The following is an 18558-nucleotide window of genomic DNA, read 5'->3' as shown; positions in this document are numbered from 1 at the left end:
TCAAGGTCAGGGTGGATTTCACCCGTACTGACCAGCGGACGTCAGGCTTGAGCCTGTTTTTCCACTTCAGCCTGCTTGGCCGCCTCGACACCCTTGGCAGAGAGCTTGATAGGGTAGTTGAGCGTCATCTCATGTTCAGCATCCACACTTACGCTACCGTCGTGGATCAGGCCATCGTCCTGCAGCGATTTGAGCATGCCGGCCACGGCTTTTTCACCGCGGTAGTTGTCCAGCAGTTCCTTGCCCAGACCATGGGGGTGAGCATGGTTGAGTCGGGTCAGGATTTCGCTTTTCAGTGCGTCGTTACTCATGCGCGCCTCACTTGCCATGCTGGGTTTGCAGTGCCTTGGCTTCTTGCAGGTGTTTCTCAAGGGTTGGCAGGGTCTTGGCAGCGAATGCCTTGAGCTCGGCCTTGTCAGAAGAAGCGGCTTCTTTCTTGAACAGTTCGACGGTCTTCTCGTGAGCATCGACCTGATTGTTCACGTAAGACTTGTCGAAGGACTCGTCACGCCATTCCAGAATCACTTTTTTCACCTTGTCGGTGATGGCCGCATCATCGGGCACTGAGATGTCCAGCTTCTTGGCAATTTCTGCCAGCTCCTGGTTGGCCTTGGTATGGTCGGTGACCATGTGCTGGGCAAAGGTCTTGATCTCGGCGTTCTGGCTTTTTTCCAGAGCCAGGTTGCCGGTCACGATTTCTGCGATGCCGGCTTCGGTAGCCGCGTCTACGAAGTCGTCCGAGCTGGCAGCAAAGGCGTGAACCGAGGCCATGCCCAGCACCATGGAAAGGCCGACGCGCTTGATGAAGAGATTGCTCATGTTTCACTCCTTAAACGATGGCGCGACATCAGTGTCGCGTACTGTTGAGGGCGCGTGCGGGCCAAAGGTTTCATCTTTTTTGCATCAACAGGGTGTGGCAGTGGTCAACAGCGTTGACGAAGAACGTGCAGGGGATGTGCATGCGAAGCGCCAGGCAGACCGATGAAGAAAAAGCCCTTGCGCTGGCGGGCCAGGGACGAGCGGTGGCCCTGTTTCGCCTGGTGCTGGCGTTCATGCTGGTGGTCATGACCACGTTCGCAGCCGTTGAGGGCTGGCGAATCTGGCGTGATTACCGGGATGCGTTCCACAATGCCGCGAACATGGTGACCAATCTGGCCCAGGCCACCGCTCAGCATGCCGAGGATGCCATTCGCCAGGTCGACTCCATCAGTGCGGCGCTGGTGGAGCGTGTGCAAGGCGATGGGTTCGAGCACTTGGATCGCAAGCGCATGCATGGATTGCTCAGCCAACAGGTGCGCATCATTCCTCAACTCCACGGCCTGTTCATTTACGACAGCCATGGTCGCTGGCTCGTCACTGACCGCTCGGCAACGCCGCCGGCCGCTAACAATGGCGACCGTGATTACTTCATCTACCACCGCGACCACCCCGATAGCGCCATTCGCATCGGTGCAGTGGTACGCAGCCGCTCGACGGGCGATCTGATCGTACCCATTTCTCGGCGCCTGAATTACCCGGATGGGCGTTTTGCGGGCGTACTGCTTGGGACCATCAAGGTCGACTGGTTCGTGCGTTACTACGGCGAATTCAAGATCGACGAACGTGGTGCGCTGGTGCTGGCCAAGCGCGACGGTACGATCCTGGTGCGGCGCCCATTCGTAGAGCCGCTGCTTGAGCGTAACCTGGCCAACAGCGATATTTTCAAGCATCACCTGCCCTATGCAGCCCAAGGGTTGGTAGAAGCGGTGGCCGTCGTCGATGGTACACCGCGCCTGTACGCTTACCGAGCCTTGGCCAGCTACCCACTGGTGGTCGAAGCGGGCCTGTCACGCGAGTCAATCATCGCCCCCTGGCGCCAGGATGCGATCAAATCGCTGGTGGTGTTACTGGTGCTGGTCATGGTCCTTGCGTTGTTCGGTTGGGTGGTCCTGCGCCAGGTGCGCGAACGCATCGTGATCGAGCGCGCCTTGCACCAGGCCCACCAGACCCTCAAGACCCTTGCCTTGACCGACAGCCTGACCGGGTTGGGTAATCGTCGCAGGCTGGACGCGGTGTTCGAGCCCGAGCTGCGCAGGGCTCGGCGCCAGGTGTATCCGGTGTGCGTGGTGATGCTCGATCTGGATCATTTCAAGGCCTACAACGACCGTTACGGACATGCGGCAGGCGATCAGTGCTTGCAACGCTTCGGCGAACTGCTGCGCCAAGCCGCCCAGCGTCCGGCAGATCTGGCCGTACGCTACGGGGGCGAGGAATTTACCTTGCTGTTACCCGACACGGATGTACGCGGAGCGAAGGCGTTTGTCGAGACGCTGCAGCAAGCTCTGCGCAAGGAGATGCTGGTGCATGCGGGCAGTCCACTGGGGATCGTCTCTTTCAGTGCGGGTATTGCGGTGGCAGAACCCACGCGCAGTGAACAGAGTCCACAGCAACTGCTCGAAGCCGCAGATGCGGCACTGTATGAAGCCAAGCGCCAGGGCCGGGACCGCTACGCGGTCGCTGACCCTTGAGAACCGCATTGGGATGCAGGCAGCCCGCCTAGCCCTGGCGGGCGTCGACTTCATGCCTGAAGTTGCCAACGTACCGAACTGACGCCCTTCTCCAGGCTGACCCGGCTGACCAGCCGCTCCAACTGGGCGGGCGCCTGTGAGGTACCCAGCAACTGGGCACGCACTTCCAGGCGGGCCGGGTCTGGCAAGTCCTCGCTGTGCAAGGACTGCAGGCGCAGTTCAGGCTCGCCGAGGCTATGCAGCATCAAGCTGCGTACCTGAATCTCATCCTGGGCTCGGCAGACGATACGCACCTCGAACTGCTGTTCCACCTCCGTGGCGGGCACCACCTCCTGGCGGTCCAGGCGTTGGGCGATATCCCGTAGCAAGATGTTGGCGCACAGCACGACAACGGCGCCCAGAGCTGCTTCGAGCAGCAGCCCCAGGCTGCACAGCACGCCGATGGCAGCGGTGCACCACAGCGTTGCCGCGGTGTTCAGCCCCCGCACATTGAAGCCGTCACGCATGATGACGCCGCCGCCCAGAAAACCGATACCCGACACCACATAGGCCGCCACCCGGGAGGCGTCGGTAGGCGCCATGCCCGGAACCGCCTGGGTCATCAGTACAAACAGACAGGCACCCGTGCTGACCAGGCCGTTGGTGCGCAGGCCAGTCAAGCGCTGACGCAGTTGGCGTTCGGCGCCGATCAAAGCCCCCAGCAGCAGGGCGGTGCTGACACGCAGCAGAAATACTTTCCAATCCATTACGAACCTCTTCCACGGGCACAGGCCCGCTCTAACGCCATCACTCAAGAAAGCGCGGTGGTAAAAACCAGAGATGCGAAAGGACCACAGGGGGGAAGGAGGGGGCGATGCTGTGCATCGGCTGCCTCGGCAACTCGGCCAGGCAGCGTGGGAGACTGCCGGCCTAGCGCGCCGCGTGGGCCTGTCGCAAGCGACTGGGGCTAGTGTCCAATGCAGGGCTCCTATGGGTGAATGCAAAAGTGCGGCGCGGACGATAAGCCCGACCCTCGATCAGGTCAAGGGTAAAAACATGACAATGGCTTCATCGGTAAATGCCTGACAAGCCTGCCGGTACGATGGAAAAATCCACGGTCAATGGTTAACCTTTTGCCTTCTCTGAACCGTTGCGGGCTGATCCATGCTGTTCAATATCCTCGTCCTGCTTGGCACACTGGTGGCCATGGAGGGTGTCGGCACCTTGGCGCACAAGTACATCATGCATGGCTGGGGCTGGTGGCTGCATCGCTCGCACCACGAACCCCACCTGGGCGTGCTCGAAACCAACGACGTGTACCTGCTGGCATTGGCGGTGATTTCGCTGGCACTGGTGGCGGCCGGCAAAGCCGGGCATGCGCCATTGCAGTGGGTCGGAGGCGGGGTGGCGGCTTACGGCGCGCTGTACGTGATTGCGCATGATGGCTTTTTTCACCGTCACTGGCCTCACACGGTGCGCCCGGTGGGGCGCTACCTGACGCGCCTGCACCGCGCGCATCGGCTGCACCACGCCGTCAAAGGGCGCAAGGGTAGCGTGTCGTTCGGTTTTTTCTACGCCCCACCCTTGAAGCGGCTGGTGCGCGAGCTGCGGCGCAACAGGGGCTCTGGTCTCTGAGGTCTCAAGCGCACAGACGCCTTTGCTGATCGGGTTGCCTCCACCATCCTGCCTGGCCGGCATGCATTGCACTGTCTGGACCTGCGCAGTAGCATGCGCGCTTTTCAGCCCAGGACTCGCCCTTCATGCCGTATCAGCAAGGTCTGCTTGCCACGCCCGTGCCGGTGCACGCGCGTCACCTGTTCTTTTCCATCGAGTCAACCGAGGCCGTGCCTGCGGCCCTCGACGCCTTGCTGGGCCATGTCGACGGCCTGCGCGTGACACTGGGTGTGGGTGCCCCTTTGGCAAAAGCCCTGAACGCCCAGATCGAAGGCCTGACCCCGTTCCCGCTGCTGGACGCCGCGGTCGAGAACCCCAGTACCCAGCACGCGCTGTGGCTGTGGTTGCGGGGTGACGAACGCGGGGACCTGTATCTGCAGGCCCAGGCGCTGGAGCGCCTATTGAGCCCAGCCTTTGCGCTGGTTGATCACGTTGATGGCTTCCTCCACCGAGGCGGCCGGGATCTGACGGGCTACGAAGACGGCACGGAAAACCCCAGCGGCGACGACGCCATCGAAGCCGCCATCCTGGGTGAGGGCGCGCCTGGCTTGCAGGGGTCGAGCTTCGCCGCGTTCCAGCTGTGGAAGCACGACATGCACTACTTCAAATCGCTGCCACAGCAGGTGCAGGACAACATCATCGGCCGGCGCCTGAGCGATAACGAGGAACTGGATGATGCGCCTGAGTCCGCCCATGTGAAGCGTACTGCCCAGGAAAGCTATGCACCCGAGGCTTTCATGGTGCGTCGCTCGGTTTCCTGGGCTGATACCCGCGGTGCAGGGCTGGCGTTCGTAGCGCTGGGTACGTCTTTCACCTCGTTCGAGGTTCAGCTGCGCCGCATGAGCGGGCTGGAGGACGGTGTGATCGATGCCCTGTATCAGTTCACACGCCCGCTGACCGGGGGCTACTACTGGTGCCCGCCGATGGCGCAGGGTTCGCTGGACTTGCGCCTGCTGTTGCAGCCCGAGGCTTAAACATCCAGATACACAAGATGATCGCAAGACGGCTCCCACGAACTAGCATTGGATATTTCCGCTCTGTTACGGAGATTTCCTATGTATGGACGTCGGGATGTCCTACGTGCGGGCGCTGCGATCGGTCTGCTGGCCACCAGCCCCTGGCTGAGCGCAGCTGCACCGGCGAGCCTGCTGTCGCGGCCGATTCCGTCAACGGGTGAGCTACTGCCGGTGATCGGCGCCGGCACGTCAGGCAGCTTCGAAGTCGAGGCCGGCTCAGCGGACTACCGGCAGCTGTATCAGGTGCTTGAAGCTTTCTTCAAAGGTGGCGGTCGGGTCATCGACACCTCTCCCAACTATGGCGGCGCCGACAGCATCCTGGGTCAACTGCTCGCCGAAGGCGGGTGGCACAGCCAGTGCTTCATTGCCACCAAGATCGCCGCCAACAGCCGCGCAGATGCCCAAGCCCAGTGGGCCGGCACGCTGCGCAGCCTGCGCACGGACAAGGTGGACCTGCTACAAGTGCACAATTTGCGTGACTGGCAACAGCAGTTGCCCTATGCACGTGAACTCAAGCAACAGGGCAAGACGCGCTATGTGGGCATCACCCACTATCTGGACTCGGGACACGACCAGGTGGCCGCGATCGTGCGCAGCCAGGCTCTGGACTTCATCCAGATCAATTACGCAGTCAATGCCCCTGGCGCTGCGCGTGAGCTTCTTCCCTTGTGCCGTGACAAGGGCGTGGCAGTGCTGATCAACCGCGCCTTCGATGACGGTCGTCTGTTCGCGGCGGTCAAGGATCGCGCCCTTCCAGAATGGGCACAGGAACAGGGCATCGGTAGCTGGGCCCAGTTGTTCCTGAAGTTCGCACTCAGCCACCCGGCAGTCACTGCCGTGATACCGGCCACTGGCCGACTGGATCGTCAGTTGGACCAACTCAAGGCAGGGCAGGGTCCGATGCTTACCCAGGCGCAGCAGCAAGCGCTGATCGAACAGTTCGCCTGACACCATGGTGACGCGGCGGCAGCGCCTGCAGCAGATGCTGGACATGCGGCCTGGGGAAGCGCCAGCGGTTCTGGCAGGCAGCCTACTGTTCTTCATGCTGTTCACGGGGTATTTCATGCTCCGGCCCGTGCGAGAAACCATGGGCGTTGCCGGTGGCGTCGAAAACCTGCAATGGCTGTTCACCGGTACCTTCATCGCCACGTTGGTTTGCCTGCCTGTGTTTGGTTGGATGGCCTCCCGTGTACGGCGCCGGCACATATTGCCCTGGACCTATGGCTTCTTCATCTGCAACCTGCTCGCCTTTGCCGCGCTATTGGCACGCCATCCCGACGGGCCTTGGGTGGCGCGGGCGTTCTATATCTGGTTGTCGGTATTCAATCTGCTGAGTATCTCGTTGGCCTGGAGCGTACTTGCCGACCTGTTCAGCACCGAGCAAGGCAAGCGCCTGTTCGGCGTACTGGCAGCAGGGGCGAGCTTGGGCGGATTGTGCGGGCCGCTGCTCGGCACGCTGCTGGTGGCGCCCCTTGGACACCCCGGTTTGTTGACGCTCGCGGCGGTGTTGCTGCTGGGCAGCGTACTGGCCGCCTGGGTGTTGCAGCGTTGGCGCACGAATAATCCACTCCCGACCCGCGCCCCCCCCTGCGAGGGCCGCGCACTGGGCGGCAATCCGTTTTCCGGTGCAACGGCGGTAATACGCACGCCTTACCTGCTCGGTATTGCTCTGTTCGTCGTGCTGCTGGCCAGTGTCAGCACATTCCTCTATTTCGAACAGGCTCGCATTGTCAGTGAAACCTTCACCGACCGTACTCGGCAGACGCAGGTGTTCGGCGCAATAGATGCAGTCGTTCAGGCACTGGCCATTCTCACGCAGCTGTTTTTCACCGGTCGGCTCGCTCGACGCCTGGGGGTGCGGGTGTTGCTGGTGGCAGTGCCGCTGGCCATGGCTGCCGGGTTCATGTGCCTGGCCTTGTCGCCTGTCTTCGCCCTGTTCGTCATCGTGATGGTCGTACGGCGGGCTGGCGAGTATGCCCTGGTTCGGCCTGGCCGCGAGATGCTGTTCACCGTGGTCAGCGCCGAAGACAAGTACAAGGCCAAGAACTTCATTGATACCGTGGTCTACCGAGGCGGGGATGCTGTCAGCGGCTGGATAAAGCGTGCCCTGGACCTGATGGGGGATCATCCACAGGTGGCCATGCTGATCGGAGCGCTACTTGCCGTCTGCTGGGCCGCAACCGGTCATTGGCTCGGTGGCCAGCAAGGTCGACGCGACGAAATCCATCGCCGCTGACAGGTACGCCAACTATTGGGCTGACCCTTCTTTAACGCCGTTTGTCAGAAGCCTTCTCGATAATCCGAATCCTCGCGCACGGGTGCACTCCCAAGTCATGTACGGCATTGGCGCCGTGCATTCCGAAGTCATAAGAGGTTTCAGATCATGGCCACTAAAGACAACAGCCGTAGCGGTAACCAGCAGGGCAGCCAGGGCGGTAGCAAAAATTCGGGCAACTTCGCCAATGACCGTGACAAGGCTTCCGAAGCCGGCAAGAAGGGGGGGCAAGCAAGCCACTCCAGCGAGTCGGGCCGCAAAGGCGGCAAGTCGTAAGTGAAGCCTTGCAGTGCCAGGCTAGCCTGGCACTGCGATTCTTCGAACAAGGAGCCAGCCATGCGCACATTCGCACTGATCACTCTCATGGGCGCCTTGACTCTCGTCGGCGGTTGTTTTGACCGCGACAACAATCACCCCGGCAAGGACTCCGATGCCAGCAAGCCGTCCTTGCAGATGCAAAAACCTGACGAACAAACCGCACCCCGTTCTGCGCCAGCCCCTGAGCCGATGCCAGGGCAGAAAGCCAACCAATAATACGCGCACGAGGAATACGCCATGACGGTCATGACCCGCCAGACCGCCGCGATGGTCCAAGCCCCATCTATCGCTCCCAGCCTGAAAGATCGCTATCACGCCCTGCTCGAGGGCCAGGACACCAGCAGCCGGGCCTGGCTCGATTGCCAGTTGGCGCAGGCTCGGAGCATGCCTGATGATCTGCCGGATGACCCAGCGCAACTCGACGCCTGGAGCTTGCGGCACGCTGCCGGTGTGGCCGAGGGATACAAGGCGTATCTGGAGCAGCGCAAGCAGGGCGCCCCGCGGCGCTATTTCGCCAACCGCGCCCAGGCGTTGTGGTTCCTGCAGCAAGTCGAACCCACCAAGGTTGTAGACGGCGCCTGGCTGTTCAGTGCCCTGCGTCAATGGCCAGATCCACGCTACCACGGCCTGATCCGTACCTACCTCGAGGAGCTGGGCAGCGGTGACCCTCGCTCCAATCACGTGCTGATCTACCAGCGCCTGATGAGCCGGCTCGGCTGTCTGGATCGCCCGGACCTGGACGATTCCCGTTACCTGCAGGCGTCCTTGCAATTGGCCCTTGGCGAGTATGGCCAGGACTATTTACCTGAAGTGATCGGCTACAACCTCGGCTACGAACAACCGCCCTTGCACCTGTTGATCACAACTTACGAATTGGCTGAGCTGGGCATCGACGGATTTTACTTCCAGCTGCACGTCACCATCGACAATGCAGCCAGCGGTCATGCCCATCTGTCGCTCCAGGCCCTGCGCCAGTTGTGCCCGGCTGATGACGTGGCGGGTTTTTATGAGCGGGTCCGTCGGGGCTACCGTCTCAATGATCTAGGGATCAGCACCCCTGCGCTCATCGCAAGTTTCGACTTGGAAGCTGAGCTGCTCCAGGCCCTGGAGCACAAGCGCAATTTTGGGCAGTTCATGCACTCGGACCACTGCCGTCTGCAAAAACGCACCATCAACCAATGGCTGGCCGAGCCAGGCGCCATGCCGGCCTTTCTTGACGCCATGCAGGCCCAGGGTTGGATTCGCCGCGGCGAAGCCCCTGAGCAAAGCCGCTGGTGGACGCTGATCGAGGGGCCGACCGCGCCCATGTATGGTGTATTTACCGCCTACGAGAAGCAGCTGTGGCACGATTGGATCGCCGCAGGTTCACAATCTCGCATTCGCCGTGTGTTACCCGGCAGCTGGGAGGCGGCCCTGCAATTGCAAGACCAGACGCCGGGTACCCAGCGGCAGCGCCCTGCGCACCACGATATGGATACGTTGATCTGTGCCATGTCCGGCAATAAACATGCGACGCCCGAAGGACTGGCCGCGACCCAGGCTTACATACAGGCCACTGGCCTGCTCCAGGAAGGATCTCATTGATGCCCCTCGATTCACCTCAGACAGCCGCTGACCAGGCCCTGCTGCAGCTAGGAAAGCGCCTTCGCGCTGATGGTTACCACTTTACCTGCGTGACACCGGCGACCCATGCATTGGTTAATGCGCGACCAGGCGCAGAGAAGGCTTGCACCGTGCGGGATGTATTCGGTTGGAGCCGGCCATTTGCCGGCTCAATGCTTTCGGCCGATGAGCTGGACTTGATGAAGACCGCTGGCGTGGTGAAGTCTCACCGAGACTTATTAGCCAGCACCGTCCGTTGGTCGACCCTCGACGGACTGCTACTGGTGCACTCGGCTTACCCTACGCAGGCCAGCGATGCGGTGTTCTTCGGCCCCGACAGTTACCGGTTCGCCCACGTAATCCAGGATCACCTGCAATCGACGCCCAAGCGCATAGAGCGTGCAGTGGACATTGGCTGTGGCACAGGGGTGGGCGCATTGGTGATCGCTCGTGCTGCGCAGCACGCGCAGGTGACCGCCGTGGATATCAACCCCAAGGCGCTGCGTTTTACTGCGGTCAATACGGCGCTTGCCGACATCGGTAATGTGGCTGTACAGCAAAGCGATATCCTGCGGGACGTGACAGGTCAGTTCGACCTGATCGTAGCCAATCCGCCTTACATGCTTGACGATGGTGAACGCACGTATCGCCATGGCGGAGGAACGCTCGGAGCGGATCTTTCGCGACGCATCATCGAACAGAGCCTTGAGCGACTGAGCGTGGGGGGATCATTGTTGCTGTACACCGGCGTTGCTATCGTCGAAGGCGAAGACGCGTTGCTCGAAGGCGTTCGCGAGCAGCTGGCCGGCCCTGAATTTTCCTGGGTCTATCGAGAGATCGACCCTGACGTGTTCGGCGAGCAATTATTGGAGCCCGGCTATGAGCGGGTGGAACGTATTGCTGCGGTAGCGCTGACGGTTACGCGCAATCGTTGAGACCGGGGTGTTACCGAAGCACCTGGACGGTTGTGGCGTTAGGCAGTTGCTGTAGCAGACCTGCCTGTAGAGACACATCCTTGACCTAACCACCGGTTCAATGAGAATAGCGGGATCGATAACCGCTTCTCCTAGGACCGTAGCCATGATGCTGACCCCGCTGTTCCCCCGTGTAGCCCTGGAAGACACGCTGTTCGTCTTTGCCCTGGAGGCAGAGGCGGGCGGTCTGTTCGGGCATCTGAATACGGTCTTCACCGGGATTGGCAAGGTGAACGCGGCCATCGCGCTCACCCGCGCTGTGACTACGCGCAGGCCCAGGCTCATCGTCAATCTCGGCTCGGCAGGCAGTCGGCTGCATGGCAAGGGCAGCCTGGTGTGCTGCACACGGTTCGTCCAGCGCGACATGGACGTCACGCCTCTGGGGTTTGCGCGCTACGAAACGCCGCTCTCCGACATCCCTGTCGTACTTGAACATGGGCTGGCCATTGCAGGGCTGCCTATTGAAACCTGTGGCACAGGCGATAATTTCGAGATCAGTCACGGTGATGCGCCCTATGACGTGGTCGACATGGAGGCCTATGCGCTGGCGCTTGTCGCACGATCCGAGGACATCCCGTTCGTGTGCCTGAAATACATCTCCGACGATGCCGGGAGCGATGCGGCCACCGACTGGTCCGTGCAGGTGCACTTGGCGGCAGAAGCCTTCAAGCGGGTGCTCTTCAATCCTGCCTGAATATCTGCCTATGGCTGTGGGAGCCACCGGGCACTGCGGTTAAACCTTTCCCGATGTGGCGCAGTCACTTGAGGTATCAGCAGATCACTCAGGGAGCATGTCAATGGCCAGGGCAATCTGGAAAGGCGCCATCAGTTTCGGTTTGGTACACATCCCCGTGGCGCTCAACTCCGCCGTCAGCAGTGAACGCGTTGATTTTGACTGGCTGGACAAGCGCAGCATGGACCCAGTGGGCTACAAGCGCATCAATAAGGTCACCGGCAAGGACATCGACAAGGAAAACATCGTCAAGGGCGTAGAGTACGAGAAGGGCCGCTATGTGGTGATCAGTGAACAGGAGATCCGCAAGGCCCGCCCGGAGGCCACTCAGACGATCGACATCTTTTCATTCGTGGACGCAGGGGAAATTCCCCTTCAACACTTCGACACCCCTTATTACCTGAGCCCTGACCGGCGCGGCGGCAAGGTCTATGCGCTGTTGCGCGAAACGCTGGCCACCACCGGCAAAGTGGCTTTGGCGACAGTCGTGCTCCACACACGCCAGCACCTTGCGCTTATCCGACCCCTGGACGAAGCCCTGGTAATGATCACGTTGCGCTGGCCCGATGAAGTACGTGGGCTCGATACCCTTGAACTGGACACGACTGTGACCAAGGCCAAAGTGGACAAACGGGAACTGGACATGGCCAAGCGTCTGGTTCAAGACATGGCCGGCACCTGGTCACCGGATGAGTATCACGACGCGTTTCGGGACACGATCATGGAGCTGGTGGCTGAAAAAGCCAGCAAAGGCAAGATCGAGACGGTGGAGAAGGGCGAGGACAGCAGCGGCGAGAAGAGTGCAGATATCATCGACCTCACCGAGCTGCTCAAGCGCAGCCTCGGCGGCAAAAGCACGGCGCCTCCCAAGAAGAAACCGGCTGCGGCTGCGAAGAAGCCCGCCAAACGCACCCGCAAGGCTTCCTGAGAGCAAGCACACATGCTAGGCCTGCAAGTGCTCCTGCAGGCCGGCCAGGTAATCACCAAACCCTTCGCGTGCGCGACACTCTCGCCGGCTGCTGGTGGCCACACTGTGCGCAGCCGACCAACTGATCGGCACCCCCAGCGCTTCCAGGTCCCGCACCAGGCGAACATCCTCGTGGGCAGCCAGTGGCTGGAAACCGTCGGCCCTCAGATACGCCTGGGCGCTTACGCCTAGATTGGCCCCATGGATATGACGGTGCCCGTCACGTGCCTCGTAGCGGCTCAGGTAAAGCTTGCGTAAGGCGGCGGTTTGCCAGGGCTGCCAGTGGCTCACATGGACCGTACCGCAGACGACTTCAGCGCCGCATTCGAGCTGTGACGTCAGCCAGTGGGCAGGAACCTGGCTGTCGGCGTCTGTGCAGGCGAGCCATGTGGCACCGCGCGCGAGCATCCATTCTGCGCCCGCGCGCCGAGCCATGCCGACATTACCGGCTTCAATGGCGAAGGTGTGTGCACCATGGCGCCGGGCGACGGCAGCGGTGCCGTCGGTGCAGCGATCGAGCACCACCAGAATATCGACCTCATGACCGGCTACCGCAGCGTGTTGGGCGGCAGCCGAGGCCGCCTTCAGGCATCGACCCAGACGCCGGGCTTCGTTGTGGGCCGGAATGACGATGCCGATCATATGCACGTCTCGTCCAGGTCTACCACGCTGGGCTGGTTCGACCAGTAAGCCATGATGAAGTCGGCTTCGTCGTGGCAGAACACCGGGTACAACGGCAGGTGTTTGGACAGCATTCGGTGCACCTCGCGCCCGTCCTGGGGGCACCCGGCAATCGGGTGCTTCCAGTGACACGCCAGCAGGCCGCCGTCATAGGACAAGCTGGCGACAGACTGTTCGATTACCTGCAACCAGTCGGTGGGATCAAGGTAGTAGCCCACTTCGCTGAGCACGATCAGATCGAAACGCCCGCCTGGCCAGTCGGCAGGCAGGCGAGCGCGTTCGACCCGTGCGTGGCGGACATCGGCCAGGCGATCGGTGGCCAAGCCCACGGCCTTCGGGTCGAGGTCCTGGCACACCAGCTCGGCACAGCGCTCGGCCAGCAGCACACTGAGTTCGCCATTGGCGCAGGCGGGCTCGAACACCCGTTCGTAACACTGCCGGGGCAGGCTTGCCATGACCAGGTCGCGCTTTCGTTTTTCATACCAGCGGGTACGAAAGGCCCAGGGGTCTTCGTTGGCGGCATACAGGTCGGCGAAATATTGGGCATCGATACTCATGGCGAATCCTTTTACAAGAAGACCAGTTCGAAGGGCTGTAGCACGCAGTCCAGCAGGTTTGGGCGTAGCACCGGCGGTGTACAACCGTCAGGCTCGAACTGGCTGACGTGTGCAGCGATGGCTTTGCGCTTGCGTGCCACCTGGCCCTCATTGAGTTGCAAGCGGTGCGCGCGCTCCCAAGGCAGACGTGGATCGTCAGGTTGGCCCCAGTGCCAAGCCCATACTGGGACTTCCACCAGCTGGGCTTTACGCGCTAGCGCTGCCTGTGCCCCGGCCCGGCCTACGGCCTCGTGATCGCAGTGGCCGTCACCTCGCCAGGTCGTCATCAGTACATCCTCAGGGCGCAGTAGCTGAGTCAGATGGCTGACCAGAAAGGCTTCCTCCCTGGCCAGTTGACTGTCCTTCAGGTGCAGGCGGCGCCAATCGATACGCTTGGGGTCCAGCCCGAGTTGCTCGATGGCCTTGCGGCTTTCTTGCGGCCGGTCGCGACGCAAACGATGCTCTGTCCACCGGGTCGAGCCGGGATGGCTGCCTTCGCCGTCAGTCGCCGAGATCAGCACCAGGTCCTCTTCACGCCCGGCGAAATCGGCCAGCAGACCGCCAGCCATGAGAATCTCGTCATCCGGATGGGGTGCGATCAGCACCAGGCGCCGACCAGGCGGGCAGAGCTGATGTGCATTGAGCCAAGTGGCCCGGGCCAGATGGGCCGAGTGCTGCCACGCTGACCAGGGCGTGCCGTCATTGGACTGAATCAGGTCTTCACTCATAGCTGCCATGCTCCGGAAGAAAGCTGTGCGGTCTGTGCGCCGAGGGCTGCAAGGTCTCGCTCGGCGTGACTTTGGCGAATGAACACCGGCAGGTCTGCGCTCAAGCGCGCAAAGTGGGCATTACGGCAGAACGGGGTTGCACCCAATGCGCGGCCCACATGACGCATGACGTGTTCCACGGCGTGTTCGACCTGGGCGCGCACGCGTTGCACGATCAGGCTGGCATCGGCGCTTGGGTTGCGATCGATCCAGGCAGCACATTCACGCAATGCCGCACGAGCGCCGCACAGGGCGGCATCTACAGCGCCCAGGTGCGCGTCTGCGTGGGGGTCTGGTTTGGGTTTGCGGCAGTGCTCGCGCAGGTATTCGGCCAGCGCCTCTGCCACCCCATACCAGCAGGCGGCGATGCCCGCGCCGCCGTGCCAGAAGCCCGGCCTGGACAAATATTGGCCCGCCGCACCGACGAGCACACCAGGTGTGTCGTTGAATTCGACCTCGACACTGGCAGTGCTGGCCATGCCCACAGCCTGCCAGTGCTCGATATTGAGGCCCAAGGTTGGGTCGGCCAAGCGGATGGCAACCAGCTGTGGCTGACCGGACTCGTCCCAGGCGGTGATCAATGCCTGGTCGATTTGCAAGGCGCCCGAACACCACGCTTTCTTTCCGCCAAGGCGGACACGGCCCCCATCTCGGGCGGTGATGACGGCACGAGCATCCGGGGGCTCTGCGGCCCATACGCCCCAGATCCCGTCAGACGAAAGATGGCCAGCACCACACTCGGCCAGGATCGCCAACGCGTCTGTATGCCCCTCATAGAGTTTGGCCAATGCGAGGTCGCAGCCGGCGACCCGTGACAGGGTCTGCCAGCGTTGAAGCGTATTGCCGTGGCCCGGCCTGGGCAGAATGTCCAGGCAATGGGTCTGCAAAGCTTTCATCAATTCAAGTAACTGGGTATCGACATTGAGCGGCTGCAGCCGCTCGTCATAGGTGCGCAACAAGCGGTCCAGCTGGGTGAGGTCATAGTCCTGAGGCATGCTCATGCGCGTAACTCCCTGTCGCGTTGGGCGTCGCCCATCATGCGAGCCCAAGTTGTTTGCGCATCCGCGCCGTGATGGATTGACGGGTCTTGCTCATATCGGCCCAAGGGTCTTGGGTATCGGCCAGTCGCTCACCTATTGTGGCGATGGTCCACTGATTGGCGCCCTTGAGCTGTGCCAGTTCTTCACGCCAGACAGGGACCGACACCGGCAAGCCCTCGCGAGCGCGCAGCGAGTAAGCACACACCGTGGTGGCACCTTTGCCATTGCGCAAATAGTCGATGAAGATGCGGCCTACACGGTTCTTGGGGCCGGACACTGCGGTGAGCCGATCAGGGAACAGTTTTGCCAGGTAGGTGACGATGGCGTGGCTGAAATCCTTGACGTCGTCCCAGCTCGCCTTTCTCGTTAGCGGGACAACCAGGTGGATGCCTTTGCCCCCGCTGGTCTTGATGAACACCTTCAGACCCAGTTCGTCCAGCAGGGTCAGGGTCAGCTGAGTGGCCTCCAGCATTGCCTTCCACGGCAGGGCCGGGTCAGGGTCCAGGTCGAGCACGAAACGGTCTGGCCGGTCGAACTGCGTGTCGGTGGCGTTCCAGGTGTGCAGTTCAAGCATGTTCATCTGTACGGCGCCGAGCAAGGTGTCAGGGCGGTTGATGACCATGGCGGCCTGGCCAGCTTGCTCTTTGCCGTACGTACGCACGTTTGGGATGTGCAGCTGGCCCGCGTTTTTCTGGAAAAACAGTTCCCCAGCGAGGCCGTCTGGCGCACGCACGAGCGCAACCGGCCGATTCTTGAGGTGGGGCAAGATCCATTGGCTGACCTGGGCGTAGTAGTCGACGACGTCACGCTTGGTCATGCCAGAGGTAGGGTCGATCACGCGATCAGGGTGGGTCAGGCGCAGGTCACCCAGCGTCTCGGTGCCCTTGGCCGCCTTGCGCTGATGGACGGTCTTGCTCGGCATGGCACGCTCCAGGTCGATATCGGTCGCCGGTTTGTCGTCGCGCAAACCGTGGAATACCGCGTGGCGTACTACGCCGTCACGGGTCATCTGAGCAAAGGCGATCTCGGCCAGCAACTTGGGCTCGAGCCAATGTATTCCTCGGGCTTCGGCGCCGGTGGGGGGGTTGGCTACAGTAGGCTGGGCGGTTTGTAGGGGTTCGAGTTGTGCGTGCAATGTGTCAAGGGTGGTGGTGCTGAACCCGGTGCCCACCTTGCCGGCGTAACGCAGCATGCCTGCGTCGTCGTGCAGAGCCAATAGCAATGCGCCGAACCCACTGCGGCTGCCCTTAGGGTCGGTATAGCCCACCACTACGAACTCCTGCCGCCGCTTGCACTTGAGCTTGATCCAGTCTGCGCTGCGCGCGCCGGAATAGCTGCTGTCGGCACGCTTGCCGATCAAGCCTTCAAGGCCCAGCTTACAGGCGCTCTCGAGCAACGCTTCAACCGGCTCGTCGAAGTCCGCAGAGTACTTGAGGTTGTCCGCAGTGTTGTGCTCAAGCAAGCGTTCTAACGCGTCGCGTCGCTGCTGTAAGGGTAGGGCGCGCAGATCTTGACCACCCAGAAACGGCAGGTCGAAGACGTAATAGGTGATTTGTTCGTCATGCGCGGTATCGAATGCGTTCTGTAAGGCCTGGAAGTCTGCAACCCCGTGGTCGTCATTGACGACCATCTCGCCATCGAGCCATGCAGAGTCCACGCCCAACGCGCGTAGTGCAGCGATTTGGCCCGGCATCTTGGCGCTCCAGTCATGGCCGTTGCGGGTATGGAGCCGCACATCATCGCCCTCGATGCGCGCGAGGATGCGGTAACCGTCGTACTTCACCTCATACCGCCAGTCCCCCGAAGGGGGTGAGTCGACCAACGTGGCCAACTGTGGCTGCACATGGTCTGGCAACTTAGCGGGCTTGGACTTGGCGGCTTGCTTGGTCGGGGCAGGCTTGCCTTTGCCGGGTTTGGCCGTTTTGGCAGATTGCTTGGCAACCAAAGTGCGGTCGCTGATCACGCTGTCGGGCTGGTCCTCGACAATGCTGTACTGCGCCTCGCTGCGGGCCTGGCTGTCATTCGACTTGACCAGCATCCATTGCTCTTTCTTGCCAGCCAGCCGTGTGCGGAACAGGTTCCACATGCCCGCGAGCTTCTCGCCTTGCAGGCGAAAGCGCAGTTTGCCTTTTTTGTAACCCTCATGCGGGTCACCATCAGGTTCCCAGACTCCACGGTCCCAGACGATGACATCGCCCCCACCGTAGTGACCTTCCGGAATGTGGCCTTCGAAGGTGGCGTAATCGAGCGGATGGTCTTCGACATGCACGGCCAGGCGTTTGACTGTCGGATCCAGGGAGGGACCCTTTGGAATCGCCCAACTTTTGAGCGTGCCGTCCAGCTCCAGCCGGAAATCATAGTGCAAATGGCTGGCGTCATGTTTCTGGATGCAGAACTGTAACGCGTGAGCCCCTTTGCTGCGGCCGAATTTGCCGCTTGGCTCGGGCGTGGCGTTGAAATCGCGCTTGCGCGCGTATTCCTCGAGTGGCTTGGCCATGGGGGGCTCCGGAACCTGCGCTGTCTTGATCTTGGGAGGCGGGGAACGGCACCGGAGTTCAAAAAACCGCCACTGGCCGCGTAAAACTCTGAATCTTCCTGGGTACAGAGCAGTCGACTTTGGGTAAGCCAACTGATGGAGAGGCGTAATGTCCAGACCCGACGAACCCAAAGCCTATACCCCGACCGAGATCGATGACATCGAGGATCGTATGGGCAGTGTGCATGAGCTGAACTTCAGTGATCGCCTTGATGACCGTCAGGGGCGGGTAGGTGATGAGCGACCAGAGCGTGAAGTGGAGCAGGAATTCCCGGAGGAGCGGGTGCGCCAGAGCGGCTTGACCGGCGGCGAGACGCTGACCGACAGCCTGCATGAGGACGGTGTCACCGATGATGATCTGAGCCCGGACACGCTACTGGACGAAACCGGCGCTCGAGATCCCCATGAGCCTGGGTACGGCGGCCCTGCCGATCAGGCGCTGACCGAAGTAGACGCGATCGAGATCGGCGGCGGTCGTGGCCTCGACGAAGCTGAACTGGCCCGCACCAACCCGCTTGACGGGAAACCGTGGACTGACGATGCAATCGAAGAAGACGAAAGGAGCTGATCATGAGCGAATTACGCTGCGCTTGTACCGAGTGTTCCTGCACGGTGAGCACCTTGCCGCAGAACGGCAAGGCCTACTGCTGCGAAGCGTGTGCAACCGGGCATCGTAACGGCGAGCCATGCCGCATGCCTGACTGCACCTGTGGCAAGGTTGAGCAGAAAAAGGAAACCAGTGTGGACAATGCACTGGATGAGACTTTCCCAGCGAGCGATCCTATTTCGCCGTGAGGGGTATTGAGCCGGGTCTGCCTAGGCAGACCCGGCGTGTTCAACCTTTCTCGAACCGTTTCAGAAGGTTGGCGAAGTCCATAGAAGCGGCCTTGACG

At 61.5% G+C, this 18558-nt stretch carries 21 protein-coding genes; 13 read left to right on the top strand and 8 right to left on the bottom strand.

Features of this window, described 5'->3' with window-relative positions; all coding sequences use genetic code 11:
* Positions 1–41: 41 nt before the first annotated feature.
* Both ACK59L_RS03675 and ACK59L_RS03670 read right to left on the bottom strand, forming a co-directional pair.
* Entirely contained in the window at positions 42–311 is a 270-nt protein-coding gene (locus tag ACK59L_RS03675) for a hypothetical protein (protein WP_058604664.1), read from the bottom strand.
* Between the two features lie 7 nt (positions 312–318).
* Entirely contained in the window at positions 319–819 is a 501-nt protein-coding gene (locus ACK59L_RS03670) for a DUF4142 domain-containing protein (protein ID WP_196135896.1), read from the bottom strand.
* Between the two features lie 140 nt (positions 820–959).
* On the opposite strand from ACK59L_RS03670, the gene ACK59L_RS03665 reads away from it, so the two are divergent.
* Positions 960–2507 (top strand): diguanylate cyclase, encoded by a 1548-nt coding sequence (locus ACK59L_RS03665; RefSeq protein WP_409271942.1) that lies wholly within the window; start codon positions 960–962, stop codon positions 2505–2507.
* Between the two features lie 50 nt (positions 2508–2557).
* Here ACK59L_RS03665 and ACK59L_RS03660 read toward each other — a convergent pair whose 3' ends face one another.
* On the bottom strand, positions 2558–3253 hold the full coding sequence (locus ACK59L_RS03660; RefSeq protein WP_058604574.1) for an MgtC/SapB family protein: 696 nt from the start codon (positions 3251–3253) through the stop codon (positions 2558–2560).
* A 397-nt stretch (positions 3254–3650) separates the two neighbouring features.
* Between ACK59L_RS03660 and ACK59L_RS03655 the strand changes: the two genes are divergently transcribed.
* The 10 genes from ACK59L_RS03655 to ACK59L_RS03610 all read left to right on the top strand — a co-directional run bounded on the left by ACK59L_RS03655 (position 3651) and on the right by ACK59L_RS03610 (position 12006).
* The gene (locus ACK59L_RS03655) at positions 3651–4121 is read left to right on the top strand and encodes a beta-carotene hydroxylase (RefSeq protein ID WP_409271939.1); all 471 of its coding nucleotides are present in this window, start codon (positions 3651–3653) and stop codon (positions 4119–4121) included.
* 125 nt (positions 4122–4246) lie between these two features.
* Complete coding sequence (locus tag ACK59L_RS03650) at positions 4247–5134, top strand: Dyp-type peroxidase (RefSeq protein ID WP_058604576.1); 888 nt, start codon at positions 4247–4249, stop codon at positions 5132–5134.
* A gap of 81 nt (positions 5135–5215) precedes the next feature.
* Positions 5216–6124 carry an aldo/keto reductase gene (locus tag ACK59L_RS03645; RefSeq protein WP_409271937.1) on the top strand — a complete coding sequence of 303 codons (909 nt, stop codon included), beginning with the start codon at positions 5216–5218 and terminating at the stop codon, positions 6122–6124.
* A gap of 4 nt (positions 6125–6128) precedes the next feature.
* A complete protein-coding gene (locus tag ACK59L_RS03640) occupies positions 6129–7412 on the top strand; it encodes an NTP/NDP exchange transporter (protein WP_409271935.1) in 1284 nt (427 codons plus the stop codon).
* Between the two features lie 147 nt (positions 7413–7559).
* Positions 7560–7727, top strand: a complete 168-nt coding sequence (locus tag ACK59L_RS03635; RefSeq protein WP_409271933.1) for a general stress protein — start codon at positions 7560–7562, stop codon at positions 7725–7727.
* A 60-nt stretch (positions 7728–7787) separates the two neighbouring features.
* Complete coding sequence (locus ACK59L_RS03630) at positions 7788–7985, top strand: hypothetical protein (protein ID WP_196135890.1); 198 nt, start codon at positions 7788–7790, stop codon at positions 7983–7985.
* Positions 7986–8006: 21 nt separating this feature from the next.
* Positions 8007–9353, top strand: a complete 1347-nt coding sequence (locus ACK59L_RS03625) for an iron-containing redox enzyme family protein (protein WP_409271931.1) — start codon at positions 8007–8009, stop codon at positions 9351–9353.
* A complete protein-coding gene (locus ACK59L_RS03620; RefSeq protein WP_409271929.1) occupies positions 9353–10306 on the top strand; it encodes a methyltransferase in 954 nt (317 codons plus the stop codon). Before ACK59L_RS03625 ends, ACK59L_RS03620 begins: the two co-directional genes overlap by 1 nt.
* 145 nt (positions 10307–10451) lie before the next feature.
* On the top strand, positions 10452–11039 hold the full coding sequence (locus tag ACK59L_RS03615; protein ID WP_196121812.1) for a nucleosidase: 588 nt from the start codon (positions 10452–10454) through the stop codon (positions 11037–11039).
* Positions 11040–11142: 103 nt separating this feature from the next.
* Positions 11143–12006, top strand: a complete 864-nt coding sequence (locus ACK59L_RS03610) for a Ku protein (RefSeq protein ID WP_409271926.1) — start codon at positions 11143–11145, stop codon at positions 12004–12006.
* 15 nt (positions 12007–12021) lie between these two features.
* On the opposite strand, the gene ACK59L_RS03605 is transcribed toward ACK59L_RS03610, so the two are convergent.
* From ACK59L_RS03605 to ligD, 5 genes are read right to left on the bottom strand one after another with little or no spacing between them, the layout of a single operon-like run.
* Positions 12022–12687 carry a glycosyltransferase gene (locus ACK59L_RS03605; RefSeq protein WP_409271924.1) on the bottom strand — a complete coding sequence of 222 codons (666 nt, stop codon included), beginning with the start codon at positions 12685–12687 and terminating at the stop codon, positions 12022–12024.
* A complete protein-coding gene (locus ACK59L_RS03600) occupies positions 12684–13283 on the bottom strand; it encodes a bifunctional 2-polyprenyl-6-hydroxyphenol methylase/3-demethylubiquinol 3-O-methyltransferase UbiG (protein WP_145126837.1) in 600 nt (199 codons plus the stop codon). The genes ACK59L_RS03605 and ACK59L_RS03600 overlap by 4 nt, the downstream gene beginning before the upstream one ends.
* An 11-nt stretch (positions 13284–13294) precedes the next feature.
* A complete protein-coding gene (locus tag ACK59L_RS03595; protein WP_196135886.1) occupies positions 13295–14050 on the bottom strand; it encodes a PIG-L deacetylase family protein in 756 nt (251 codons plus the stop codon).
* Entirely contained in the window at positions 14047–15090 is a 1044-nt protein-coding gene (locus tag ACK59L_RS03590) for an acyl-CoA dehydrogenase (RefSeq protein WP_409271921.1), read from the bottom strand. Before ACK59L_RS03590 ends, ACK59L_RS03595 begins: the two co-directional genes overlap by 4 nt.
* 34 nt (positions 15091–15124) lie before the next feature.
* Complete coding sequence (gene ligD / locus ACK59L_RS03585; protein WP_409271919.1) at positions 15125–17626, bottom strand: DNA ligase D; 2502 nt, start codon at positions 17624–17626, stop codon at positions 15125–15127.
* A 148-nt stretch (positions 17627–17774) separates the two neighbouring features.
* Between ligD and ACK59L_RS03580 the strand changes: the two genes are divergently transcribed.
* Positions 17775–18233, top strand: coding sequence for a phosphotransferase system, HPr-related protein (locus tag ACK59L_RS03580; RefSeq protein WP_144965846.1), 459 nt, complete (start codon positions 17775–17777; stop codon positions 18231–18233).
* A 2-nt stretch (positions 18234–18235) separates the two neighbouring features.
* The gene (locus tag ACK59L_RS03575) at positions 18236–18460 is read left to right on the top strand and encodes a metallothionein (protein WP_027915593.1); all 225 of its coding nucleotides are present in this window, start codon (positions 18236–18238) and stop codon (positions 18458–18460) included.
* Positions 18461–18558: the final 98 nt, after the last annotated feature.

Source organism: Pseudomonas sp. KCJK9111, assembly GCF_046231935.1.
Classification (GTDB): Bacteria; Pseudomonadota; Gammaproteobacteria; order Pseudomonadales; family Pseudomonadaceae; genus Aquipseudomonas; species Aquipseudomonas parafulva_B.
The sequence above is the reverse complement of the archived record's forward strand: the minus strand, read 5'-3'. Positions and strand labels throughout refer to the sequence as shown.

What these genes read in the sequence shown, in the direction of transcription:
- ACK59L_RS03625 (WP_409271931.1), top strand. Translation starts at nt 8,007, where the DNA reads ATGACGGTCATGACCCGCCAGACCGCCGCGATGGTCCAAGCCCCATCT.
- ACK59L_RS03655 (WP_409271939.1), top strand. Translation starts at nt 3,651, where the DNA reads ATGCTGTTCAATATCCTCGTCCTGCTTGGCACACTGGTGGCCATGGAG.
- ACK59L_RS03575 (WP_027915593.1), top strand. Translation starts at nt 18,236, where the DNA reads ATGAGCGAATTACGCTGCGCTTGTACCGAGTGTTCCTGCACGGTGAGC.
- ACK59L_RS03650 (WP_058604576.1), top strand. Translation starts at nt 4,247, where the DNA reads ATGCCGTATCAGCAAGGTCTGCTTGCCACGCCCGTGCCGGTGCACGCG.
- ACK59L_RS03615 (WP_196121812.1), top strand. Translation starts at nt 10,452, where the DNA reads ATGATGCTGACCCCGCTGTTCCCCCGTGTAGCCCTGGAAGACACGCTG.
- ACK59L_RS03630 (WP_196135890.1), top strand. Translation starts at nt 7,788, where the DNA reads ATGCGCACATTCGCACTGATCACTCTCATGGGCGCCTTGACTCTCGTC.
- ACK59L_RS03580 (WP_144965846.1), top strand. Translation starts at nt 17,775, where the DNA reads ATGTCCAGACCCGACGAACCCAAAGCCTATACCCCGACCGAGATCGAT.
- ACK59L_RS03675 (WP_058604664.1), bottom strand. Translation starts at nt 311, where the DNA reads ATGAGTAACGACGCACTGAAAAGCGAAATCCTGACCCGACTCAACCAT.
- ACK59L_RS03645 (WP_409271937.1), top strand. Translation starts at nt 5,216, where the DNA reads ATGTATGGACGTCGGGATGTCCTACGTGCGGGCGCTGCGATCGGTCTG.
- ACK59L_RS03620 (WP_409271929.1), top strand. Translation starts at nt 9,353, where the DNA reads ATGCCCCTCGATTCACCTCAGACAGCCGCTGACCAGGCCCTGCTGCAG.
- ACK59L_RS03595 (WP_196135886.1), bottom strand. Translation starts at nt 14,050, where the DNA reads ATGAGTGAAGACCTGATTCAGTCCAATGACGGCACGCCCTGGTCAGCG.
- ACK59L_RS03590 (WP_409271921.1), bottom strand. Translation starts at nt 15,090, where the DNA reads ATGAGCATGCCTCAGGACTATGACCTCACCCAGCTGGACCGCTTGTTG.
- ligD (WP_409271919.1), bottom strand. Translation starts at nt 17,626, where the DNA reads ATGGCCAAGCCACTCGAGGAATACGCGCGCAAGCGCGATTTCAACGCC.
- ACK59L_RS03610 (WP_409271926.1), top strand. Translation starts at nt 11,143, where the DNA reads ATGGCCAGGGCAATCTGGAAAGGCGCCATCAGTTTCGGTTTGGTACAC.
- ACK59L_RS03665 (WP_409271942.1), top strand. Translation starts at nt 960, where the DNA reads ATGCGAAGCGCCAGGCAGACCGATGAAGAAAAAGCCCTTGCGCTGGCG.
- ACK59L_RS03605 (WP_409271924.1), bottom strand. Translation starts at nt 12,687, where the DNA reads ATGATCGGCATCGTCATTCCGGCCCACAACGAAGCCCGGCGTCTGGGT.
- ACK59L_RS03600 (WP_145126837.1), bottom strand. Translation starts at nt 13,283, where the DNA reads ATGAGTATCGATGCCCAATATTTCGCCGACCTGTATGCCGCCAACGAA.
- ACK59L_RS03635 (WP_409271933.1), top strand. Translation starts at nt 7,560, where the DNA reads ATGGCCACTAAAGACAACAGCCGTAGCGGTAACCAGCAGGGCAGCCAG.
- ACK59L_RS03660 (WP_058604574.1), bottom strand. Translation starts at nt 3,253, where the DNA reads ATGGATTGGAAAGTATTTCTGCTGCGTGTCAGCACCGCCCTGCTGCTG.
- ACK59L_RS03640 (WP_409271935.1), top strand. Translation starts at nt 6,129, where the DNA reads ATGGTGACGCGGCGGCAGCGCCTGCAGCAGATGCTGGACATGCGGCCT.
- ACK59L_RS03670 (WP_196135896.1), bottom strand. Translation starts at nt 819, where the DNA reads ATGAGCAATCTCTTCATCAAGCGCGTCGGCCTTTCCATGGTGCTGGGC.